This is a genomic window from Rhizobium sp. CB2179 (assembly GCF_057653455.1).
This window is the reverse complement of record NZ_CM172781.1, coordinates 4,421,380-4,436,318: the sequence shown is the minus strand read 5'-3', so window position 1 is coordinate 4,436,318 and position 14,939 is coordinate 4,421,380. Positions and strand designations below refer to the sequence as shown.

Sequence of the window (14,939 nt, the reverse complement as noted above, 5' to 3'; positions counted from 1 at the left end):
AACGCTGGCCTCTCTGAGAATTTCCGTCACTGCTGAAATCGTGCGGGGGCACACTGCCGGCACGAGCACTCAAATTGCCGTGTTGATCGTTTACAACCGAGGGCGCTCTGTGCCACAGATTGGCAACTTCTTGGAGCAACCTCAAATGCCGCATCTCGACCGCGAGGCACTGCTTTGGAGCCTCGAACACATTACAGCGCACGGTGATACAGACATTTTTCCCTATCCCTTCGAATTCGACTTTCTGCGAGAGAGGAAGGAGGAAATTGCCGACGCTCTCGCTGCGGAGAACACTGCGACCTTTAGACCTCTCAGTTCGCTAGACTCGCTTGTTCCGAAAAGCCGTCACGGATTTCGTGTGGCCCATCAGCTTTACCCAACCGACGCAATATTCTTGCTGGCCGCGACTTTTTCTATCGGACCGCAGATCGAAGCAGCGCGGGGCGGACTGGATAGGCCGGGCTTTTCCTATAAATTTGAACCTAGCGACGAATTTGCAATGTTTGCGCCGAACTGCAGGTTTGGGAACTGGCTGATGAATCAATATGGCCATGCCATGTTCGGCGAAGGCCAGTATACGCATGTGGTCGAAGCCGACATCGCCGATTTCTATAGCGAATTTATCACCATCGCCTCGAGAATAGTTTGCTGGATGCTGCTGGCGACATCACCGAGACCCGGCTTATCCGCTCTTTTCTGAGGGATATTCGAGTTAGGCAGTCTTTCGGTATTCCTGTCGGAGGCAACGCGACGAGACTTTTGGCTGAACTCTCTCTCGTAGATATCGATCGTGCGCTGCTGGGGGAAGGCTATGAATTCACGCGCTATGTGGACGATTTCAGGATATTTATTAAGCCAAATCAGGACCCCTATAACGCGTTAGCTTTTCTTGCAGATAACTTGTGGTCCAGCGAAGGGCTTTCGTTATCTTCGGCTAAAACGCGAGTAATGCCATTCGAGCAATATCGCGAGCAGCTAGAGCTTTCTAGCGGTGAAGACGCCAGCCAAGCGGACGCATCAGCGGCCGAGCGTTTGTTATATGCACTCTACGATGCAGAAGAAGGGGATTCCCCCCCAGAAGACTTAGTGAATCTCGACTTGGTTGGGGAGATACATACAGAAATAGAAAAGGAGTTTTGGGATCTCGGTAAGATAAGGGTTCTCCTGCGGTGTATGAAGTTGACCAGAGATGCTAACGCAGCAAATTTCCTCAGAGAGAACTACGCCATTCTGATGCCGTTTGCGAAGGAGCTTGTGCTTTTGATGGAGGAACTAGCGTCAGGAGGCGATATCTCCTTCCAGGATATGCAAGCGCCCATTGTTGACCTCATTTTGACTCCGGCGATCCGGCATTTGCATGTCACGCGCGCGTGGTTGCTGGAGTTATTCGTTCGTGGCGTGATATCCATCAGCGCCGCTCAAGCTAGAAGGCTTGATACATTGAGCGATACTCTGGATCAAAGAGCACTTTTTCAGATTCGGGCTCGGTTGGGAGAGGTCCACTATTTTCGTCAGCGAAAAGCCCGAATTCACGAACTAACACCGTGGCTACAGCCTGCGTTCATATTTTCCGCAGCCTGCTTGCCAGCGGAAGAATATCGAACCTGGCTTGGAAACATCCGATTGAACTTAAATTTTCCATTGTCTCCATTATTTGCCGATTGGGCTCGTGCACGCCGTTAAGTGGTCGGGTGCAACTTGCAACCTTCTGTCTAGGGCGACTGCGCGCGATTCTGTCAGCGGTCAAGCGGACTCGATATTATCATCTGCTTTGTTGTATTATCGCGCAGCATCGATTCCATTGTTGAAATATGCCCATCGAACTTAGCGATCTCATGGATTTAGCCATGCGAAGACGACCCCATCTTTATGTGGGAGAGCTTCCGCGTCCAGTCGCGACTTATCTAGGCGTCAATCCCGGGCTCGTATACCTGGGTCGAGAAGAATTTCATCATATCGCCAACAAGCACACTGAGGTCAGGCAGGAGGAAATTCAGCACCTATTTCTGATGATCAGGCACGGATTCTATTACAAGGATCCAAACCGCAGAAACTGCACCACGGTCTTCTGGACGATGCCCGAAACCGAAAAGCCGTTTTTTGTTGGGCTGAAAGCCGCCAATTCTGGAGAAGCGTGGGTTCAGACGATGTATCGGACCACCGCTAGAAAAGCTCAACGAAAAACCCGTCCAGAGCTGTCTCTTCCAAAAGACGAGCACCCCCTGGCAAGGGGGTGCTAATCATTTCCCGAAGTGGTGAGGCCTGCCTGGAACCTCACATTGCACACTCTTCCGCCAAGAAGAGGTTACGGCTAGCAGATTTACACCGTGTCGCACTTAGAGCAACCAATGCTTACTCGACGTTGGCAACGCGAATCATAGCAAATTTGGATTCTGCTGTGAATCCTCCTTCCTACTGTGGTTAAGCATGTATAACCTGTGAATATCCTGGGGATTGCGATCGAAAAGTTTGCGGCTATCCTCTTTCCGCAAAGCCCTGTTCCGCGGTGGGACGGTCTGCCGGGCGCGTCAACTACCCCTCACCTTGCTCACCCAGACTCCAACCTCATCGCCGCTGCTCATGTCGGCCTGCACCAGCCCGTCGATCATGAAGGTTGGCGAGACGTGGATGCCGTTCTGCCGGGCATATTTGCAGTGCCACTTGATCTCCCGGTCGAGATCCGGGGTGGCGAAGGCCTCTTTCAGCTTGACGCCGCTGTAGCCTTCCAGGCGCTCGATGGTCTGGTTCGGCGTCGCATCCATATTTGGGCCGCCGGCATGGCGTTCAAACTCGAACTCCTCGCGATGGGCGGCGATGGCTGATATCACCTTCTTTGCTGTCTGCTTGCCGCCTTCCAACGTTGAGGCTGCGATGATGCAGCGGACGAGGACGCCCGAATACATGTGCCAAGGTTGCGACTGCAGGCGGATCTTCACGGTGATCTTGTCTTCGCCGGCCTGGCTCAGCAGGTCATCGAGCTTGTTGAACGTTTTGACCGAATAGGGGCAAGTCGGCTCCAGAAAGGCTTCGAAGATGCGGGGTCCAGTGCCCCATGTCAGCGGATCTGCATGCCAGGAAGTGGTCGTCATGGAATTCCTCCGAAGGTGAGATATCTGAAGCGACTTAGGTCACCAGGCTCCAGAAGCCATGCTTCTTGCCGTGCCGACGCACAAGTTCCGCGACATAGATGTCATGGGGTCTTGTGTCGCCGAAGTCATTGATATGAGGCGCAAGCGATGCGCAGTCCGCAAGATGCCTCGCAGCATGCTTATAGCGGCTGGACCGGCCGCTATCGAGCGCGAAATCTATCATGGAGCGCAAGAGGATGGTTGCCGCAAGCGGATGTTTCTCCGCCAGAGCTTCGGCCGCCGGCGGCATCAGCTCATAGAGATTGCCATCCAGCTCCGCCTTCCGCCTCATCACGAGTTTCGCTGCCTCGGCGGGTGCCGGCCAATTCAGGAAAAATGTGAGCGCCTGGTGGACCTCCGGGAAAGCCTGGGCATAAGCGAATGCCTTCTCCTCGGCCTCAAGATCGTCGAAGTCCGGCAGTCGCTTGAGGAAGGCGCGGAGATGCTGATCGTGCAGCGACTGCTCGAAGCACGTCCATCTATAGGTCTGCGCCTCCTCTCGTCGCCCCAGGGCCTCGAGCGTCTCGACGCGGGCGCGCTGCCATTCGAATGGCATGCCGGCCCGGCCTGTCGCATCGACCTCATTCAGCACCTCAAGGGCTTCCTTCGCCCGGCCGGCCGAGACCAGGCGATTGGCGATGTCGGCCGCAATCATCGGCATCTTGCGCGTTTTCTCGGGTTGCTGAGCGATGTAGGCATCAACATCGCCCTGGGCGTCGGCAATTTCCTGCAAGGCTATGCGCACCGTCAGATCTCGCTGAGTGCCGTAGATCTCATCTCCGTAAAGGGGCCTCGCGCTGCCCCAGCCGATGATCTCGCGCTTGTCATTAGCCGGCTTGTCTTTCGGCTCCTTTGACCATTGGACGAAGAGGGTTTTCAGGCAATCGAGACCATCCTTGCCGAGGGCCGGCACCATCGCCGCAATCAGGTTGCCGTACTGGCCGTAACCATCGTCTTGCACGGCTTTGAACACCTTGTCGGCCAGGACATAGGTGTCGATCCTGGCGGAGGCGGCGATCGCGGCAGCATCCTCGCAAGCCTGATGAAAACATTGGATGAGAGAATCGCTGCTGTCACTGGATCTTTCAAAGATCGGATTCGCCAATGCGAGGAACTGCCATATCAGTTCGAAAGCTTCCTGGGGATCATCGGCGGCAACCGTCTCTGCGATCGTCTTGCGCTGCGTTTCCAGATCGCTCTTCAGCGCTTTTACTTTACGCCAGTTTATGACGGTGCGGGCGCGGGCAATGCTGGCAAGCCGCTTTCGCACCTCACGCGCCACCTCGGCGCCGCCGTGATTGCCGGCAAGCTCCATTCTAAGCCGCCGCTTGTGGGCGGCACTGCCCATGCTGACCTCGATCAGCAGTTCGGCAAGGCGCTGCGCACCAAGGGATTCGAGATTCTTCGCATTGAGTGTCGTCTTGGCTGTCATCGGTCATCGCTGTCGTTTCTACGGGTGACCCTACCCTGCAGGCGGTACGAGGCCAAGGTCCCGGAATGTGTGCACGGGATAATCCCTCGGGCACATTGGATTAGCTAAAAACTAACGCTGCCTCGTAACGACTCCTAAAGCCGGTTTTGGCACCTTGTTGCTTGTCAAATATTGCTTCCAAATTTCTCGCTGGGGTTGATTATGAGTCATAATAAAGACGCCTGGGTCAGCCAGCGCGCTTATTCACTATGGGAATCGGAAGGCAGGCCGGATGGGCGTGGGGAAAGCCATTGGGCGCAGGCGATGAGGGAGTTCGTGCAGCTGGAGTTGACGAAGGCCTCGCCCGATGGAAACGATCTCATCGAGAAGCTGAAGGCAGCCGGGCGGCTGATGCGGGTCTATGACGAGGCGGCTCCCACCTTGGAGAACGACCGGCAGATCAAGGCGGCCCGCTAAGCCATATTATCAATCACTGGGTTGCCGAAATATTCAGCGGCATTCCAGGCGAACGACCGGTCTTGCCGGCAGGCGTCTTGCCACTTCGGTGAAACCGGCATCCAGAAACATCGAGAGCGTTCCCGGATAAAGCTCGGCTCCGTTCGAAGCGCGGGCTGCTTGGTCGACGGGATAGGCCTCGAGACATTCGGCGCCGTTTGCCGTCGCAAATTCGACGGCATTTTTCAGCAATAGTTGCGATAATCCCTGCCGCCGGAACGGCTTGCGGACGATGAAGCAATTGATCGACCAGACCGGCCTGTCATCGACCGGCGCAAAGGGTTTTGAACGGCGCAGCCGGTCGAAAACGATGCGCGGCGCGACACCGCACCATCCGGCCGGCTCGTTCTCATGATAGCCGAGAATGCCGGGCGGGCGCGGTCCGGCGACAAGGCTTAGGAACCAGTTGCGATTTCCTTCGCCCCATCCTGCCTTGTAGTCGGCATTCGGAAGATACCAATAGGCGCAGCGACAATTCCGGCCGTCGGCGCAATCGTCGAAGACCGCTTCTATGTCGGTCAGGCGGGCGGCGGTGGCGGGAAAGAAAGTGAAGCGATCCGGCATCCGGGCAAATTATGGCTCGGGCGGACGATCGGCAAGCGGTCGCCCGCGTGCGGCTCGTCCCGACGTTACTGGCGCGCGGCCCAGCTCAGGCCACGGCGCAGGATGAGGGGCATGTAGGGATGGTGGAATTCGGCCGCGACATGGCCGAGGGCGGAATAGAAGATGCGGCCGGCGCCGAAATGGCGCTTGAAGACGACGGGCATCACCACATTGCGGGCCGCCGGATCGTAGGCGCCGGTGAAGGTGGTGGTCGCGAGGATTTCAACCGTCGGATCGTGATGGAGATAATATTGCTCCGAACGATAGTCGAAATCGGGAATGCCCTCCATGACGGGATCGTCCTGGCGGGTGACGGCAACGCGGAAGTCGATGATGTTGCCGGGATGGGCGACCCAGGTGACGCCGGAGACATAGCGGAAAGGCGCGCTTTCCTTGAAGGACGTGGCGAGCGCGCCGTGATGGCCGGCAAGCCCGAGCCCGCCGCGCACGGCTTCGACGAGGCCAGCGGCATGCTCTTTCTCAAGTTTTTCGCCGGTGATGATCGGCACCAGCAGATCGGCTTTCGCCAGCGTCGAAGATCCGAACACGCCGAGATCGCCGGTCACCTCGACGGTAAAATCGTCCTCGCGCAGGAGATCGGCGACGATACCGGCGCATTGCTCCGGTTCATGACCTTGCCAGCCGCCCCAAACGACCAATGCCTTCCTCATTCGCGCGCTCCCTGCCTGATGGCTACAGACCGTTGATCATCACATGGTGATGCAAGGGCCTTAGATCGGGCCGCTATGCAAATCACGCGAATAATTCATGTTTCTTCCTGATCCGGCACATATTGCGCAGGCGGCGGATCGCACCCGGTCGAGGGTGGCTTCGGCATTTGACGTATTGCCCGTTGACGCCGATCGCAGTTCCTTCTTTTTATTGACGTCTATCTCGTCTAGGTTTCTCCCATCTCTCAATTAAAAATAAGGGTGGTGCATGGCAGGTGAAACGGTTCTTGTCGTCGGCGGCGCCGGCTATATCGGCTCGCATACGTGCCTCGACCTGGCGAACAAGGGCTATACGCCTGTCGTCTTCGACAATTTTTCGAACGGCCATCGCGAGTTCGTCAGATGGGGGCCGGCCGAGGAAGGCGATATTCGCGATCGCGCCCGGCTGGACGAGGTGCTGGCCAAACACAAGCCGGCGGCGATCCTGCATTTCGCGGCGCTGATCGAGGTCGGCGAATCGGTCAAGGATCCGGTTTCGTTCTACGAAAACAATGTGATCGGCACCTTGACGCTGCTTTCGGCGGCACAGGCGGCCGGCATCAATGCCTTCGTCTTCTCCTCCACCTGCGCCACCTATGGCCTGCCGCAGAGCGTGCCGCTCGACGAGACGCACCGGCAGGTGCCGATCAATCCCTATGGGCGGACGAAATATATCGTCGAACAGGCGCTTGCCGATTACGACCAGTACAGGAGCCTGCGCTCGGTGGTACTGCGCTATTTCAATGCGGCCGGCGCCGATTTCGAGGGCCGGATCGGCGAATGGCATCAACCGGAAACGCATGCAATACCGTTGGCGATCGACGCGGCACTCGGCCGCCGTCAGGGTTTCAAGGTGTTCGGCAGCGATTACGAAACACGCGACGGCACCTGTGTGCGCGACTATATCCATGTGCTGGATCTTGCCGATGCGCATGTGCGCGCCGTCGAATATCTGTTGAAGGGCGGCGATTCCGTTGCGCTCAACCTTGGCACCGGCACCGGCACGACAGTCAAGGAATTGCTCGGCGCCATCGAGGATGTGTCGAACCGGCCTTTCCCGGTCGAATATATCGGCCGTCGCGAAGGCGATTCGCATACGCTGGTCGCCAATAACGACAAGGCGCGCGACGTGCTCGGCTGGGTGCCGCAATATGATCTGTCCGAGATCATCCGCTCCGCCTGGGACTGGCATGCAAAATCCAACCAGCATTGAGCCAACCAGCATCAAGAAAGCGCGCCGGCCGAACATCCTGCTGATCACGGCGGATCAGTGGCGCGGCGATTGCCTGTCGGCTGTCGGTCATGCTTGCGTAAAGACGCCGGGTGTCGATGCGCTGGCGCGGGAAGGCACGCTGTTCCGGCGGCATTATGCCGGCGCGGCACCCTGCTCGCCGGCGCGGGCCACACTCTATACCGGCCTTTACCAGATGAACCACCGGGTCTGCCGCAACGGTTCGCCGCTCGATGCTCGCTTCGACAATCTGGCGCTGGCCGCCCGGCGGGCGGGATACGACCCGACGCTGTTCGGCTACACGGATACGGCGCCCGATCCGCGCGGGATGGATGGCGGCGATCCGCATCTAACGAGTTATGAAGGCGTGCTGCCGGGCTTTACGGCCCGCCAGCTTCTGCCCGAGCACGAAAGACAGTGGCTCTCCTGGCTGAGGTCCCGTGGCCATGCCGATGCCGTCAGCCGCGATATCCATATTCCTGTTGGTGCTGGAGCCGGAGAAATTTCAAATGCGGCGCCGGCCTATTCGCGCGACGAGACCCAAACGGCTTTCCTGGCCGGCGAGTTCATCCGCTGGATGGGCGAACAGGACAGGCCGTGGTTTGCGCATGTCTCTTTCTTACGTCCGCATCCGCCGTTCTCCGTGCCGGAGCCGTTCAACCGCATGTTCAAGCCGGGCGACGGACCGGTTTTTGCACGCGCGGCAAACCGCGAAGCCGAACAGGACAGTCATCCCTATCTCGCCTATGCCATGCCACGCTCTGACAAGGGCAACTTTATCCACGGTGCAACAGGGCCGCTCAGCGGCTGGAACGGTGAGGACTTCGCCGCGATCCGGGCGATCTATTACGGCATGATATCAGAGGTCGATGCGCAGCTTGGCCGTATCTGGCAGGCCCTCAAGGATGCGGGCGCCTGGGACGATACGCTTGTTGTCTTCACCTCTGATCACGCCGAGATGGCGGGCGATCACTGGATGCTCGGCAAGGGCGGTTTCTTCGACGGCAGCTATCATATTCCTCTGGTGATCCGCGATCCCGCAAGCGGTGCTGCGGGTGGGGTCGTCGACAAATTCACCAGCGCTGCGGATATTTTTCCGACACTTTGCCAAAGGCTCGGCATCGACGCGAAGAACGGGCTTGATGGCCGGTCGCTCATGCCGTTTGTTAGGGGTGGGAGCGGACACGGCTGGCGGGATGCGGCATTCTGGGAATTCGATTTCCGCGACATTGCGCATGGCGAGGCCGAGCGGCATTTCCGGCTGCGGCCCAACGAATGCAATCTCGCGGTCATCCGCGACGCGCGGTTCAAATATGTGCATTTTACCGCCTTGCCGCCGCTGCTCTTCAATCTTGCCGACGATCCGATGGAGCTCGACAATGTCGCGGCGGATCCGGCCTATGCGGCGATACGGCTCGACTATGCCGAGAAGCTGCTGTCGCTCCGAGCACGCCATCTCGATCAGACTCTCGCCTATACTGAGCTGACGGAAAGAGGGCCGGTGACGCACCGGCCCTGATATTATAGCGCCGCGTGTCTTTTTAAGATCCACAAAGGACGCTGTAACACTTTGAATTGCTGCATAATTTTATCCTTAAATCGATTCCGATTTAAGGAATTATGCAGTGGTCTAGCCGAGCCGAACTAGCGTTCAGCCGAGATAATCGCGCTTGCCGATTGGCGCACCCTGGTTGCGCAGGATGGCGTGGGCGGTCGCGACGTGGAAGTAGAAATTCGGCAGGGCGAAGGTGGCGATATAGTCGTCACCCGGCAGCACGATACCACTCTTTCCCGGCAGGGTGATCTGGCGGCTTTGCGTGCCTTCCAAGGCTTCCGCCGAGAAGCCGGCGAGATAGGCTTCGGTCTTTGCCAGGCGCTCGCGCAAGTCGTCGAACGTCTTTTCGTTGTCCTCGAACTTCGGGGCGTCGGTTGCCGTCAGGCGGGCGAGCGCAAATTTGGCGCTGTCGCTGGCGCGCTGATACTGGCCGGAGAGCGGCAGCATGTCGGGCGCCAGGCGAGCGGCGACCAATATGGCAGGATCGATATTCTTTTCCTTCGCATAGGCTTCGGTCTTGTCGAGGTAGGTTTTCAGGCTGGCGAGGCCGCGCTGGAACATCGGAACGGTGAGGCGATACATCGAAATGGACATTTGTCCTGTCTCCAAAATCTTCAAATGATTGGGTCGCGGCGAGAGGTCGAAGGCGCCTGCGGCCGTGAGCCTGCCTTCGATCCTCCCATAGATGGATGCTCGCTTGGTCTTTCACAACACGAGGAATGTGGGCGTCGGTCGTGAGGCCCCGCGGCATTTCGCTCTCATCTATATCTCGTCGCCGCTAAAGATACTTGACGCCGTTCCCAGAAAATGGAATGAATATTCCGCAGAACAGATTTAACGGTTTGTTTGTTCCGTTTTGCGGAGCGCCGCGGGAGAGGTGGCGCAGGGGAATTGCGGCTTCAGAGCAAATGCCTGGAGCTCCGGCGTGAGGAGGGTGCAGCCGGGCACCGCTTTGTGGAGGAAGTAAAATGAAAAAGTTTATCCTGGGCACTGCGTTGGCGCTCGTCATGTCGACGGCCGCTCACGCAGAAACTGTCGGCGTCTCGATGGCGAAATTCGACGACAATTTCCTGACGGTTCTGCGCAACGGCATGACCGATTATGCAAAGACACTGAGCGGTGTGACGCTGCAGGTCGAAGACGCACAGAACGACGTTTCCAAGCAGCAGAGCCAGATCCAGAATTTCATCGCCTCCAAGGTCGATGCAATCATCGTCAACCCTGTCGATACCGATGCGACTACGGCAATGTCGAAGCTCGCGGCCGATGCCGGCATCCCGCTGGTTTACGTCAACCGTCAGCCGGTCAACGTCGACACGCTGCCGGACAAGCAGGCCTTCGTCGCATCCAACGAACAGGAATCCGGCACGCTGGAAACCAAGGAAATCTGCCGCATTCTCGGCGGCAAGGGCAAGGCCGTCGTCATCATGGGCGAGCTCTCCAACCAGGCTGCGCGCATGCGCACCCAGGACATCCACGACGTCATCAAGACGGATGAATGCAAGGGCCTGGAGATCGTCGAAGAGCAGACGGCTAACTGGGACCGCACCCAGGGCGCCGACCTGATGACCAACTGGCTCTCCAGCGGCATCGAATTCGACGCCGTGATCGCCAACAACGACGAAATGGCGATCGGCGCCATTCAGGCGCTGAAGGCGGCCGGCAAGGATATGACCAAGGTCGTCGTCGGCGGCGTCGACGCCACGCAGGATGCGCTTGCCGCCATGCAGGCGGGCGATCTCGACGTCACGGTGTTCCAGGATGCCGCCGGCCAGGGCAAGGGCTCGCTCGATGCAGCGCTCAAGCTCGCCAAGGGCGAAAAGATCGAGAAGAAGGTCTACATTCCCTTCCAGCTCGTCACACCTGCCAACGTCAAGGACTTCGTCACCAAGAACTGAGGCGAACGCTAAGAGGATGCGGGCTTTGTCCGCATCCTTTTCGCCTACCCGTATCCGGAGGAGATGATATGGCCGTCAGCCCGACAACCATGGCCGCCGTGCGCGCGAGCGGCGCGGTCCCGAATGCGGAATATCTCTTGAGCGCTGAGGGTGTCCGCAAGGAATTTCCTGGGGTCGTCGCACTCGACGACGTGCAGTTCCGGCTGAAGCGTGCCTCCGTGCATGCGCTGATGGGCGAAAACGGCGCCGGCAAATCGACGTTGATGAAGATCCTCGCCGGCATCTACACGCCCGATAAGGGCGATATTCGGCTGAAAGGGATCGAGATCCAGCTGAAATCTCCGCTCGACGCGTTGGAGAACGGCATTGCCATGATCCATCAGGAACTGAACCTGATGCCGTTCATGACGGTTGCCGAAAATATCTGGATTCGCCGCGAACCGAAGAACCGCCTCGGCTTCATCGATCACGGCGTGATGCATCGCATGACCGAGGAACTGTTTACTCGGCTCAATATCGCCATCGATCCCGATATCGAGGTCCGCCACCTCTCGGTCGCCAATCGGCAGATGGTCGAAATCGCCAAGGCGGTTTCCTATAATTCCGACGTGTTGATCATGGACGAGCCAACTTCGGCGCTGACGGAGCGCGAGGTCGAGCATCTTTTCCGTATTATCCGCGACCTCAGGGCCCAAGGCATCGGCATCGTCTACATCACCCACAAGATGAACGAGCTTTTCGAGATCGCCGACGAATTCTCCGTCTTCCGCGACGGCCGATATATCGGCACGCATGCCTCGACCGACGTCACCCGCGACGACATCATCCGCATGATGGTCGGGCGCGAGATCACCCAGATGTTTCCCAAGGAAGAGGTGCCGATCGGCGAGGTCGTGCTCTCCGTCAAGGATCTTTGTCTCAAGGGCGTCTTCAACAATGTCTCCTTCGAGGTCAGGGCCGGCGAAATCCTCGGCGTGGCCGGCCTGGTCGGCTCCGGCCGGTCGAATGTTGCCGAAACGCTGTTTGGGGTGACGCCGGCAAGCTCCGGCTCGATCGAGCTCTACGGCAAGCCGGTGACCATTTCTTCGCCCACACAGGCCATCCGCAATCGGATGGCGTTCCTGACCGAAGACCGGAAAGATACCGGCTGTCTGCTGATCCTCGATATTCTCGAGAACATGCAGATCGCCGTTCTGCAGGACAGATACGTCAAGGGCGGCTTCGTGCAGCAGGGCGCAGTCGAGGCAACCTGCGAAGACATGGCAAAAAAGCTGCGGGTGAAAACGCCCAACCTCTACGAGCGGGTAGAAAATCTTTCGGGCGGCAATCAGCAGAAGGTGCTGATCGGGCGCTGGCTGCTCACCAATCCGCGCATCCTCATCCTCGACGAGCCGACGCGCGGCATCGATGTCGGCGCCAAGGCGGAAATCCACCGGCTGGTCACGGAGATGGCGCGAGATGGCGTGGCGGTGGTGATGATCTCGTCCGAGATGCCCGAAGTTCTCGGGATGAGCGATCGCATCATGGTCATGCACGAAGGACGCGTGACCGGTTTCCTCAATCGCGACGAAGCAACGCAGATCAAGGTGATGGAGCTGGCTGCGCAGTGATGCGTTGACGGCGATTGCCCAAGGGAGGTTTGACATGACTACCAAGGCAGCAGAGGGCGCGGCTCCGCTCGCAACCCGGCAAAGGCGGCGGCGCATACCGACGGAGCTCAGCATTTTCCTCGTGCTCGTCGGCATCGCGCTCATCTACGAAGTTCTCGGCTGGATGTTCATCGGCCAAAGCTTCCTGATGAATTCGCAGCGTCTGACGATCATGATCCTGCAGGTCTCCGTCATCGGCATCATCGCCGTCGGCGTCACGCAGGTCATTATCACTGGCGGCATCGACCTTTCGTCGGGTTCGGTCGTCGGCATGACGGCGATGATCGCAACAAGCTTCGCTCAGTCCTCGACCTGGGGACGGGCCGTCTTTCCCTCGCTGACCGACCTGCCGGCTTTCGTGCCTATCGTCGTTGGTCTGCTGATCGGGGCGGCCGCCGGCTTCGCGAACGGCGCGCTCATCGCCTACACGAAGATCCCGCCGTTCATTGCCACGCTTGGTATGTTCGTTTCGGCCAGAGGTGTGGCGAAGTGGTATACGAAGGGACAGCCGGTTTCCGGTATCACCGAGCAGTTTCATTTCATCGGAACCAAAGCCTGGCCCGTTGTCGTCTTCCTGGTCGTCGCGCTGATCTTTCATATTGCGCTGCGCTATACCCGTTACGGAAAATTCACCTATGCTATCGGCGCGAATCCGCAGGCTGCGCGTGTTTCCGGCATCAACATCGAGGCCCATCTCGTCAAGGTCTATGTGATTGCGGGATTGCTTGCCGGCCTTGCCGGTATCGTCACGGCGGCACGTGCTGAAACCGCACAGGCCAGCATGGGCGTCGGATATGAACTCGACGCGATCGCCGCGACCGTCATCGGCGGCACCTCGCTCACCGGCGGTGTCGGGCGCATCACCGGCACCGTCATCGGCACGATCATTCTCGGCGTCATGACCTCGGGCTTCACGTTCCTCAGGATCGACGCCTATTACCAGGAGATCGTCAAGGGCCTCATTATCATCGCGGCTGTCGTCATCGACGTCTACAGACAGAAGAAACGCCGCAAGCACTGATTTCTGGCATGCAATGATTTTTTACGGGAGCTTCGGCTCCCGTTTCATTTCAGCATCGACGGATTTCTGAAAAAAGAGGTGGCGAATTCCGTCAGCTTTTCTATTCTGCCGCTTCATTCGCCCGCCCGGGCAGCGCAGGAAGACAGATGCAATTCGTATTTGACGGTCACAACGACGTTCTCCTTCGACTCTGGACACATTCAAAAGACGGCAGCGACCCGATCGCGGAATTCGCAGACGGCACGACGGTCGGCCATATCGATGCGCATAGGGCTAGAGAGGGCGGTCTTTCAGGCGGTCTCTGCGCCATCTACATTCCCTCAGGCGATCTCGTTTTCGCCGATCCGGATGCCGATGGCCGCTATATGACGCCGATGGCGGCCCCTCTCGATCCGCTGCCTTCGCTTGCCATCGCCAATGAAATGGCGGCGATTGCGCTGCGGCTCGACCAGGCCGGCGCCTGGCGGCTCTGCCGGACGGTGAAGGATATCCGCGGCGCCATGGCGGACGACATTTTCGCCGCCGTCATGCATATGGAAGGCTGCGAGGCGATCGGCGCCGATCTCTCGGCGCTCGAGGTGTTCTACGCGGCAGGGCTGCGGTCGCTCGGGCCGGTCTGGAGCCGGCACAATGTCTTCGGTCACGGCGTGCCCTTCGCCTTCCCGATGTCGCCGGACACGGCGCCGGGCCTTACCGATGCCGGCTTCGCGCTGGTCAGGGAATGCAATCGCCTCGGCATCCTGATCGACCTTGCCCATATCACCGAGAAGGGTTTCTGGGACGTGGCGAAGAAGACGGACCAGCCGCTGGTCGCCAGCCATTCCAATGCCCACGCCCTGACGCCGGTCGCGCGCAACCTGACGGACAGGCAGCTCGATGCGATCCGCGAAAGCCGCGGGCTCGTCGGCATCAACTATGCCACCGCCATGTTGCGTGCCGACGGCCGCTCAGACAGCGACACGCCGCTTGCCGACATGATCCGCCATATCGACTATCTTGTGAATCGCATCGGCATCGACTGCGTGGCGCTCGGATCGGACTTCGACGGGGCCACCATTCCGGAGGAAATCGGTGATGCAGCCGGTAATCAGAAGCTGATTGCCGCTCTCAGAGAGGTTGGCTATGCTGACGCCGACCTGGCAAAACTTGCCCGTGAAAACTGGCTTCGCATTCTGGCCCAGGCTTGGCGGGAGGACCACGCCTAAGCCTTTCGTATT

At 58.7% G+C, this 14,939-nt stretch carries 14 protein-coding genes; 9 read left to right on the top strand and 5 right to left on the bottom strand.

Annotated elements, in window-relative coordinates; genetic code table 11:
- Positions 1 to 145: 145 nt before the first annotated feature.
- Both AC244Q_RS21785 and AC244Q_RS21780 read left to right on the top strand, forming a co-directional pair.
- Positions 146 to 700, top strand: a complete 555-nt coding sequence (locus tag AC244Q_RS21785) for a hypothetical protein (protein ID WP_128407767.1) — start codon at positions 146 to 148, stop codon at positions 698 to 700.
- The gene (locus AC244Q_RS21780; RefSeq protein WP_128407766.1) at positions 646 to 1,683 is read left to right on the top strand and encodes an RNA-directed DNA polymerase; all 1,038 of its coding nucleotides are present in this window, start codon (positions 646 to 648) and stop codon (positions 1,681 to 1,683) included. The genes AC244Q_RS21785 and AC244Q_RS21780 overlap by 55 nt, the downstream gene beginning before the upstream one ends.
- An 845-nt stretch (positions 1,684 to 2,528) precedes the next feature.
- On the opposite strand, the gene AC244Q_RS21775 is transcribed toward AC244Q_RS21780, so the two are convergent.
- Positions 2,529 to 3,089: a DsbA family protein gene (locus AC244Q_RS21775; RefSeq protein ID WP_128407765.1), complete on the bottom strand. Its 561-nt coding sequence runs from the start codon at positions 3,087 to 3,089 to the stop codon at positions 2,529 to 2,531.
- A gap of 34 nt (positions 3,090 to 3,123) precedes the next feature.
- A complete protein-coding gene (locus tag AC244Q_RS21770) occupies positions 3,124 to 4,560 on the bottom strand; it encodes a DUF6880 family protein (RefSeq protein WP_128407764.1) in 1,437 nt (478 codons plus the stop codon).
- Positions 4,561 to 4,761: 201 nt separating this feature from the next.
- Between AC244Q_RS21770 and AC244Q_RS21765 the strand changes: the two genes are divergently transcribed.
- On the top strand, positions 4,762 to 5,016 hold the full coding sequence (locus tag AC244Q_RS21765; RefSeq protein WP_033181979.1) for a DUF2934 domain-containing protein: 255 nt from the start codon (positions 4,762 to 4,764) through the stop codon (positions 5,014 to 5,016).
- Positions 5,017 to 5,049: 33 nt separating this feature from the next.
- Here AC244Q_RS21765 and AC244Q_RS21760 read toward each other — a convergent pair whose 3' ends face one another.
- Together AC244Q_RS21760 and AC244Q_RS21755 are read right to left on the bottom strand one after the other, a co-directional pair.
- A complete protein-coding gene (locus AC244Q_RS21760) occupies positions 5,050 to 5,619 on the bottom strand; it encodes a GNAT family N-acetyltransferase (RefSeq protein ID WP_128407763.1) in 570 nt (189 codons plus the stop codon).
- Positions 5,620 to 5,684: 65 nt separating this feature from the next.
- Positions 5,685 to 6,329 carry a ThuA domain-containing protein gene (locus AC244Q_RS21755; RefSeq protein ID WP_128407762.1) on the bottom strand — a complete coding sequence of 215 codons (645 nt, stop codon included), beginning with the start codon at positions 6,327 to 6,329 and terminating at the stop codon, positions 5,685 to 5,687.
- 268 nt (positions 6,330 to 6,597) lie between these two features.
- On the opposite strand from AC244Q_RS21755, the gene galE reads away from it, so the two are divergent.
- Positions 6,598 to 7,581: a UDP-glucose 4-epimerase GalE gene (gene galE, locus AC244Q_RS21750; protein WP_029874668.1), complete on the top strand. Its 984-nt coding sequence runs from the start codon at positions 6,598 to 6,600 to the stop codon at positions 7,579 to 7,581.
- A complete protein-coding gene (locus tag AC244Q_RS21745) occupies positions 7,559 to 9,118 on the top strand; it encodes an alkaline phosphatase family protein (protein WP_128407761.1) in 1,560 nt (519 codons plus the stop codon). The genes galE and AC244Q_RS21745 overlap by 23 nt, the downstream gene beginning before the upstream one ends.
- Before the next feature lie 132 nt (positions 9,119 to 9,250).
- Here AC244Q_RS21745 and AC244Q_RS21740 read toward each other — a convergent pair whose 3' ends face one another.
- A complete protein-coding gene (locus AC244Q_RS21740; protein ID WP_128407760.1) occupies positions 9,251 to 9,748 on the bottom strand; it encodes a DUF1993 domain-containing protein in 498 nt (165 codons plus the stop codon).
- A gap of 374 nt (positions 9,749 to 10,122) precedes the next feature.
- Between AC244Q_RS21740 and AC244Q_RS21735 the strand changes: the two genes are divergently transcribed.
- From AC244Q_RS21735 to AC244Q_RS21720, 4 genes are all read left to right on the top strand, one after another.
- Positions 10,123 to 11,052: a sugar ABC transporter substrate-binding protein gene (locus AC244Q_RS21735; RefSeq protein WP_128407759.1), complete on the top strand. Its 930-nt coding sequence runs from the start codon at positions 10,123 to 10,125 to the stop codon at positions 11,050 to 11,052.
- Between the two features lie 68 nt (positions 11,053 to 11,120).
- Complete coding sequence (locus AC244Q_RS21730; protein ID WP_017995528.1) at positions 11,121 to 12,662, top strand: sugar ABC transporter ATP-binding protein; 1,542 nt, start codon at positions 11,121 to 11,123, stop codon at positions 12,660 to 12,662.
- A gap of 34 nt (positions 12,663 to 12,696) precedes the next feature.
- Positions 12,697 to 13,722: an ABC transporter permease gene (locus AC244Q_RS21725; protein WP_017995527.1), complete on the top strand. Its 1,026-nt coding sequence runs from the start codon at positions 12,697 to 12,699 to the stop codon at positions 13,720 to 13,722.
- Positions 13,723 to 13,868: 146 nt separating this feature from the next.
- Positions 13,869 to 14,927 (top strand): dipeptidase, encoded by a 1,059-nt coding sequence (locus AC244Q_RS21720; RefSeq protein WP_029874673.1) that lies wholly within the window; start codon positions 13,869 to 13,871, stop codon positions 14,925 to 14,927.
- Positions 14,928 to 14,939: the final 12 nt, after the last annotated feature.

Excerpts from the sequence above, each read along its gene's own strand:
- AC244Q_RS21770 (WP_128407764.1), bottom strand. The coding sequence starts at position 4,560 with ATGACAGCCAAGACGACACTCAATGCGAAGAATCTCGAATCCCTTGGT.
- AC244Q_RS21775 (WP_128407765.1), bottom strand. The coding sequence starts at position 3,089 with ATGACGACCACTTCCTGGCATGCAGATCCGCTGACATGGGGCACTGGA.
- AC244Q_RS21730 (WP_017995528.1), top strand. The coding sequence starts at position 11,121 with ATGGCCGTCAGCCCGACAACCATGGCCGCCGTGCGCGCGAGCGGCGCG.
- AC244Q_RS21735 (WP_128407759.1), top strand. The coding sequence starts at position 10,123 with ATGAAAAAGTTTATCCTGGGCACTGCGTTGGCGCTCGTCATGTCGACG.
- AC244Q_RS21755 (WP_128407762.1), bottom strand. The coding sequence starts at position 6,329 with ATGAGGAAGGCATTGGTCGTTTGGGGCGGCTGGCAAGGTCATGAACCG.
- AC244Q_RS21785 (WP_128407767.1), top strand. The coding sequence starts at position 146 with ATGCCGCATCTCGACCGCGAGGCACTGCTTTGGAGCCTCGAACACATT.
- galE (WP_029874668.1), top strand. The coding sequence starts at position 6,598 with ATGGCAGGTGAAACGGTTCTTGTCGTCGGCGGCGCCGGCTATATCGGC.
- AC244Q_RS21745 (WP_128407761.1), top strand. The coding sequence starts at position 7,559 with ATGCAAAATCCAACCAGCATTGAGCCAACCAGCATCAAGAAAGCGCGC.
- AC244Q_RS21760 (WP_128407763.1), bottom strand. The coding sequence starts at position 5,619 with ATGCCGGATCGCTTCACTTTCTTTCCCGCCACCGCCGCCCGCCTGACC.
- AC244Q_RS21725 (WP_017995527.1), top strand. The coding sequence starts at position 12,697 with ATGACTACCAAGGCAGCAGAGGGCGCGGCTCCGCTCGCAACCCGGCAA.
- AC244Q_RS21765 (WP_033181979.1), top strand. The coding sequence starts at position 4,762 with ATGAGTCATAATAAAGACGCCTGGGTCAGCCAGCGCGCTTATTCACTA.
- AC244Q_RS21740 (WP_128407760.1), bottom strand. The coding sequence starts at position 9,748 with ATGTCCATTTCGATGTATCGCCTCACCGTTCCGATGTTCCAGCGCGGC.
- AC244Q_RS21720 (WP_029874673.1), top strand. The coding sequence starts at position 13,869 with ATGCAATTCGTATTTGACGGTCACAACGACGTTCTCCTTCGACTCTGG.